General features: G+C 37.4%; 8 protein-coding genes. 7 read left to right on the plus strand and 1 reads right to left on the minus strand.

The window, feature by feature from the left end; genetic code table 11:
- The first annotated feature begins 1 nt into the window (after position 1).
- The 4 genes from NE257_RS00650 to ytpR all read left to right on the plus strand — a co-directional run bounded on the left by NE257_RS00650 (position 2) and on the right by ytpR (position 2,387).
- A complete protein-coding gene (locus NE257_RS00650) occupies positions 2-460 on the plus strand; it encodes a universal stress protein (protein ID WP_007209074.1) in 459 nt (152 codons plus the stop codon).
- A 117-nt stretch (positions 461-577) separates the two neighbouring features.
- On the plus strand, positions 578-1,024 hold the full coding sequence (locus NE257_RS00655) for a DUF3290 domain-containing protein (protein ID WP_251885554.1): 447 nt from the start codon (positions 578-580) through the stop codon (positions 1,022-1,024).
- Positions 1,025-1,037: 13 nt separating this feature from the next.
- The gene (locus NE257_RS00660; protein ID WP_251855053.1) at positions 1,038-1,706 is read left to right on the plus strand and encodes a DUF421 domain-containing protein; all 669 of its coding nucleotides are present in this window, start codon (positions 1,038-1,040) and stop codon (positions 1,704-1,706) included.
- A gap of 78 nt (positions 1,707-1,784) precedes the next feature.
- The gene (ytpR, locus tag NE257_RS00665; protein WP_251885555.1) at positions 1,785-2,387 is read left to right on the plus strand and encodes a YtpR family tRNA-binding protein; all 603 of its coding nucleotides are present in this window, start codon (positions 1,785-1,787) and stop codon (positions 2,385-2,387) included.
- Positions 2,388-2,452: 65 nt separating this feature from the next.
- Here ytpR and NE257_RS00670 read toward each other — a convergent pair whose 3' ends face one another.
- On the minus strand, positions 2,453-3,742 hold the full coding sequence (locus NE257_RS00670) for a S1C family serine protease (protein ID WP_007209070.1): 1,290 nt from the start codon (positions 3,740-3,742) through the stop codon (positions 2,453-2,455).
- Positions 3,743-4,091: 349 nt separating this feature from the next.
- Here NE257_RS00670 and rlmH point away from each other — a divergent pair, with 349 nt between their 5' ends.
- The 3 genes from rlmH (at position 4,092) to NE257_RS00685 (ending at position 6,184) form a co-directional block, all read left to right on the plus strand.
- On the plus strand, positions 4,092-4,571 hold the full coding sequence (rlmH, locus tag NE257_RS00675) for a 23S rRNA (pseudouridine(1915)-N(3))-methyltransferase RlmH (RefSeq protein ID WP_007209069.1): 480 nt from the start codon (positions 4,092-4,094) through the stop codon (positions 4,569-4,571).
- Between the two features lie 305 nt (positions 4,572-4,876).
- Entirely contained in the window at positions 4,877-5,047 is a 171-nt protein-coding gene (locus NE257_RS00680) for a hypothetical protein (protein ID WP_251870010.1), read from the plus strand.
- 264 nt (positions 5,048-5,311) lie between these two features.
- Positions 5,312-6,184, plus strand: a complete 873-nt coding sequence (locus NE257_RS00685; protein ID WP_251885556.1) for a helix-turn-helix transcriptional regulator — start codon at positions 5,312-5,314, stop codon at positions 6,182-6,184.
- The last annotated feature ends 85 nt before the right edge of the window (positions 6,185-6,269 follow it).

Raw genomic sequence — 6,269 nt, forward strand, 5'->3', positions numbered from 1 at the left:
AATGGAACAAAGATATCAAACAATTTTAGTTGGAGTAGATGGCTCTTCCCAAGCAGAAGATGCATACAAAAAAGCAGTTGAGGTCGCACGTCGGAACAATGGCCGCGTCGTTGTAGCGTATATCGTGGATCAACCAATGTCTTCATTTATGGGCTATGCACCATTAAATGAATCCGTCTTGGATCATGAAAAAGAAATGGGCAGTACCTTGTTGGAAGAATTAGAAAACTACGCGAAGTCTGTTGATTTCACAAATGTCGAAACAGTCTTAGCATTTGGCTCTGCGAAGCAAATGATTGGGAAAGAATTGCCAGAAAAATTTGATGCCAACTTGATTATGGTCGGTCAATCAGGCTTAAATGCCGCTGAACGCTTTATTACAGGAAGTGTCGCAAACTACGTCATACGTGAAGCACGTTGCGATGTGTTGATCGTTTCACCTAAGGAAGAAGAAAAATAATTCGCTATTTGTCTTGATTACGAGATTGGAGCAAAGAAGTTCTTTGTGAAAGTCTGGTAATCAAGGCTTTTTTTCGTTTTCGTCCAATGCTACACTAGACTTGAAAGGAGTGAGCAGATGTCTTTTTACAGCGTAGAATTTTTAAAAAACCAAGCGACGGTCAATGACCTTTTTAAATACGGATTATTATTTGTCGTACTTGGTCTATTGCTTTTGGTATTTAGTCTTTATATGAGGCATCGTTTGCAGACAAAATATCGTGATCTAAGTATTATTTTCTTTTTGATTTTATTATTAATCACCGGTATTCAATTTTCAAACTATGAGTCCAATCGTAGTCAACACACTGGCATTTCCACAATGGTGACATTCGTGCAACGAGTCGCACATATGAAACACGTCTCTGAAGATGAAATCTATGTGAACAACACACAACTTGTCGATGAATTATTAGTGAAAATTGACGACAGCTATTATCGAGTTGACTTGAGCCAAGATGGACAGTCATTTACATTAGCAAAAACACAGCTGGTAAATACAGATATTGTGCTTGTTACACAGTAGAGAGGAGACAGCTATGCAATTTTATACGCCAATTTTTATCAAATTTGCTTTAGGTATTTTATGCCTGATTGTGCAAATTAATTTATTAGGCAAAGGCAACTTAGCGCCGACATCCGCCATCGATCAAATCCAAAACTATGTTCTCGGGGGCATTATTGGCGGGATTATTTACAATGATACGATTACGGTATTGCAATTTGTGCTCGTATTAATTATTTGGACATTACTTGTATTTATTCTTAAATTTATTAAAGAACACAATCGATTCATCAAAATGCTAGTCGATGGCAAGCCGATGACCCTTATTCAAAATGGAGAGGTACAGGTGGGCGTTTGTTTAAGTAATGGCATCTCGGCCAATGATTTGATGTTTAAGTTACGCTCAAATGGTATTTATGAAATTAGCCAAGTGAAACGGGCAATCTTGGAACAAAACGGGCAATTAACCATTATTGAATTTGGCGATGAAAATTTGCGCTACCCGATCATTGTCGACGGTCTTTCGAATACAGACGTGTTAGAATTAATTGACAAAGATGAAGAATGGTTGATTTCACAAGTGCAAAAACAAGGCTTTGAGACGATTGGTGCAGTCTATCTAGGGGAATATATATCCGGCCGCTTGCATCTATATGGTTATACTCAACCGAGTACAACACAAGACAAGCAGGCAAAAAACTAAAAATTCTTTCATCAACCAAGCTGAATCACAAAAAATTTGGTAAGATAGAAAGCGTATGAAAACTGAGGAGGAACAAACGTGATTTTTGCATATAACAAAGAATACGTCGGTGACACATTATTGATTGTACTAGCTGACGATCGTGGAATGAAACAACAAGTGCAACGTCAAGGAAATGTCGCTAAATTAACAACAGAAGACGGCCGCACAATTGGCTGGAATCTATTTGCCATTTCTGAAAAAATGACTATCGAAGGCAACGGCCAAGTAACGCTGACAGATGCTCAATTAGCTACCATTAATGAACTCATTCAAGAAGCTGGCTTTTCAGAAACAGTCGTCAAAGATGCTGAACCAAAATTTGTCGTGGGCTATGTACAAGAGTGTGAAGCTCATCCAGATAGTGATCACTTGTCGATTACCAAAGTAAAAGTCGATGAAGGCAAAGTGCTCCAAATCGTATGTGGTGCGCCGAATATCCGTAAAGGACTAAAAGTCGTCGTCGCCAAACCAGGTGCAATGATGCCAGATGGTCTACTTATTTGGCCAGGAGAACTACGTGGTGTAGCGAGTGCAGGGATGATCTGCTCCGCAAAAGAATTGCAACTGACGAATGCGCCTAAAAAAAGAGGCATCTTAGAATTGCCTCAAGATGCCGAAACAGGGTTGGCATTTAAGTAAAAAAAAGCGTTTAGCTCCGAATAACCGAATAACAAGTCGGGCTAAACGCTTTTTTACTGTTTGTTTTATTCACCAGAATTAGATGAGGATGAACTACTTTGATTCAATATCGATTGATCGACAGTTAATTCAACTGTCACTGTTTTTTCTTTTGATTCACGATAGAATGTAATCTTCATCGTATCACCGACTGATTTGGCATAAAGTGCTGCTCGTAATTCCGTCGTGCTAGTGATTTCTTTGCCGTCAATCTTTGTAATGACGTCATATTTTTCTAAGCCGGCTTTTTCAGCAGGAGTGCCGTTTGCCACATTTAAGATGACGACACCTTGTTTCACAGTGCTTGGTACTTTTAGAATTTCTTCTTGTTGTTCACTCGAAATCGATCTCAAGTCATACATGGAAACGCCTAAAGCAGGTCGAGTAATTTTACCATTTTTTTCCAATTGATTAATAATTGTGACGACATCATTACTAGGAATAGCAAAGCCCATTCCTTCAACACTTACACCAGAACTTGAAGAAGATGAACTTGCAATCTTACTTGAGTTAATCCCAACGACTTGGCCTTCAATGTTAATCAGTGGGCCACCAGAATTACCAGGATTGATCGCGGCATCGGTTTGGATAGCGTTGATACTAACGGCTTCCCCTTCATCATTGGTACTAGTTACTTGGCGATTTAAGGAAGAAATGATTCCTTCTGTTACTGAATTTGCGTATTCAGATCCTAATGGAGAACCAATCGCAATCGCAGGTTCACCAACTTTCAAGGCAGATGAATCACCAAACGTAGCGACTGTTGTGACTTTACTTGAAGAAATCTTTAAGACAGCCAAGTCAGTATAAGAATCTGTCCCAACAAGCGTAGCGGTTACTTTCGTACCATCAGCTAAGACAACTTGTAGTTCCTTTTGACCTTCAACAACGTGATTATTGGTTACGATATAGGCAGTGTCACCAGACTTTTTGTAAATGACACCACTACCTTCACTGGCAATCTCAAGCGTACTATCATTGGAAGAACTATTGCTCTCATCAGATCTAAATAATCCACCCAATTGATCATTACTTGAAGTGCTTTGCAAATTAATGATGGATACAACGGCATCTTGGACTTTTGAGACAGCCGTTGTTACATCGCTCGTCACATTATATGTTACATTGCTGACAGTTGTTTTGCCTGAGCTAGTAGTGGATGAAACACTTGATGTTGAGCTACTGGATTGATTGCCATTTGCGATATAATACAACCCACCAAAACTTAACGCACCACCGACAACACCACTAAGTAGGCTAATACCTATTTTTTTAACTAGTGAAGAAGATTTGGTTTTCATATTGTTTCCTCCCATATGGATAACTTACTAATAGTATAAGCTTATTTTCATTTTTAGTCTACTGTGAGAATTTGAAAAAAATATGAAGAATTGTTGCTGAAATGCGGTTAATTTAATGAAAAACCTTCGAAAGATTATCCACCATTCACGTGGATAACTATGTGGATAGTATGGGATATGTCGACCATAGTTATCCACAGAAATGTGCATAACTCATGGAATCTGTGGATACAAACGGGTGTTCTTACAAAAATAAGCGAAATAACAAACTTTTATAAATAAAATCAGAAATATTTTTTGCCAGAAAATTCAAAACCTGTGGAAAAGTTGTGTATAATAAGAAAGTAAAAGAAAGGCGGATACAATGAACATCAAAATAATCTCTGTCGGAAAATTAAAAGAAAAGTATCTCATAGCAGGCATCAATGAATACGCCAAGCGCCTAAGCGGCTATGCAAAAATCCAATTAATCGAAGTATCTGACGAAAAAGCACCCGAAAACTTAAGCCAAGCCGAAATGATCCAAGTCAAAGACAAAGAAGGCGAGCGCATCTTAGCCAAAATCAAAGACCAAGAATACGTCTACGCATTAGCCATCGAAGGAAAGAACCCATCCAGTGAAGCCTTCGCCCAACAACTAAACCAGCAAACGATCCAAGGTAAAAGCAGCTTCGTCTTCGTCATAGGTGGTTCACTAGGACTTAGCCAAGCCGTCATGAAACGTAGCGATGCCCAAATTTCATTTGGAAAAATGACCTACCCACATCAACTCATGCGCCTCATTTTAGTCGAACAAATATACCGTGCCTTTCGGATTATTAAAGGCGAACCGTATCATAAGTGATGAGGTTTTTTGGTAGATAGATGTTGATATAGAGGGATTGTTAGTTATAAATTGATACGGATGTGTTTGTTGATAGGAAAATGAGAGTAATATGGGACTGTTTTTAAAGTATTTGTTGATAAGTGTTTTAATTTTTGGATTAGGATTTGCTGGATTGTTTGTTTTACCTGAGTCATTGATGACACTAGTAGTTGCGCTCGTGTTGCTTGGGAATAGCGTTAGTTGGATCATGTATGGTGTGAGGAAATATAAGAGGAAACCCTGATTTAAGTAAGATTGAATTGACTATTTTAACGAAGGTCTAAATGAAAGAAGATAAAATTAATATTCTTAGTTTGTTTTTATCTAGTATACTTTTATTATTTGTCACTATTATTTTTAATGAAATCATTATCGGCTTAATTATAGCAGTCATGTGTTTCCCAATCAGTAAGGTTATTGCTAAAAAAATCTATCAAAATAATCAAAATGAGTAACTTGAAATCACATACTAACTTTTGAACATCTCGTTTTCTTGAAGATGGTATTTTTACATTATCAATCATTCAAGCTTCACTATCAATAAGAACTCCAGAAGGTGGCCAGTCGTTTTGTCGTTTTCTCGTAGTTCTTAGCTTGAAGTATCACTTCATTAAAGGAAATGTGAAGGATAGGCTAATAATCTTTGATTATTTTAGCCAAAATAATCAAAAACTTACCGTCTAAATTAAGTAAACTACAAATAGAAAGGAGCGATGAACATGACTGAGGCGGAGTGGCGAAAGATATTTGCTTACATTGAAGCGAATATAGATGACTGTACATTGAATGATACAGCAGCATTTTTCTATTATTCTTCTAGTCGTTTTCATCATCTCTTTACGAAACGAACAGGAATCTCTTTTGCACGATATACTAAAAGACGTAAGATCGCACTTGCAGCTAAAAAGCTGTTATATGGAACAGATAGTATTTTAGATATCGCGTTCGTGACCGGTTTTCAATCTCAAGAAGCATTTTCGCGTGCATTTAAAGAAGAGTATCGACTTTCTCCTGCACAGTTTCGGAATTTCTTTCAATCATTTACAGTAAAAAAGGAGACGGTGGGTATGAGTTTAGATGGTATTCCTAATTGGTTTGTAGCTGGAAGTAATGCAGATAAGTTTAAAGTGAAGTTAGATCGAACTGAATTTTATTCGGGCAAGCAATCAGTTACATTACAATCAAAAAATGAAGCTAAAATTGAATCTGGTGATTTTGTGACAATCATGCAACAGTTCTCAGCTCAAAATTACGTTGAAAAACGCATTCGATTTACAGGATATGCTCGTACATTATTGAAAAAGGGAAGAGCTGGATTATGGATTCGTATCGATGGACATGATATGGCACAATTAAAATTTGATAATATGCTTGATCGCCCGATTATCGGTGAAACTAAGTGGCAACCGTATAGTTGTGTAGTCGATGTGCCAAAAGAAGCTGAAATCATTAATATCGGGGCCTTGCTAGAAGGTATCGGAAGTGTATGGGTAGACCAATTTAGCATAGAAATTGTAGATGAAACGGTTGCAGTGACAGATGATATTTATCCTAAAGAACCAAGTAATTTATCTTTCGAGGCGTCGGATTAACGATGAATTTTCCGAAAGTATAGCAAGTTTTTCTGCCTTTTGAGATATTTTAGTGGTTATTAATTGTCAAATTAAGTTAGACAAG

Origin of the sequence: Enterococcus italicus (genome assembly GCF_023743875.1) — a bacterium.
Taxonomy (GTDB): Bacteria; Bacillota; Bacilli; order Lactobacillales; family Enterococcaceae; genus Enterococcus_G; species Enterococcus_G italicus.

Excerpts from the sequence above, each read along its gene's own strand:
- NE257_RS00655 (WP_251885554.1), top strand. The coding sequence starts at position 578 with ATGTCTTTTTACAGCGTAGAATTTTTAAAAAACCAAGCGACGGTCAAT.
- rlmH (WP_007209069.1), top strand. The coding sequence starts at position 4,092 with ATGAACATCAAAATAATCTCTGTCGGAAAATTAAAAGAAAAGTATCTC.
- NE257_RS00680 (WP_251870010.1), top strand. The coding sequence starts at position 4,877 with ATGAAAGAAGATAAAATTAATATTCTTAGTTTGTTTTTATCTAGTATA.
- NE257_RS00660 (WP_251855053.1), top strand. The coding sequence starts at position 1,038 with ATGCAATTTTATACGCCAATTTTTATCAAATTTGCTTTAGGTATTTTA.
- NE257_RS00650 (WP_007209074.1), top strand. The coding sequence starts at position 2 with ATGGAACAAAGATATCAAACAATTTTAGTTGGAGTAGATGGCTCTTCC.
- NE257_RS00670 (WP_007209070.1), bottom strand. The coding sequence starts at position 3,742 with ATGGGAGGAAACAATATGAAAACCAAATCTTCTTCACTAGTTAAAAAA.
- NE257_RS00685 (WP_251885556.1), top strand. The coding sequence starts at position 5,312 with ATGACTGAGGCGGAGTGGCGAAAGATATTTGCTTACATTGAAGCGAAT.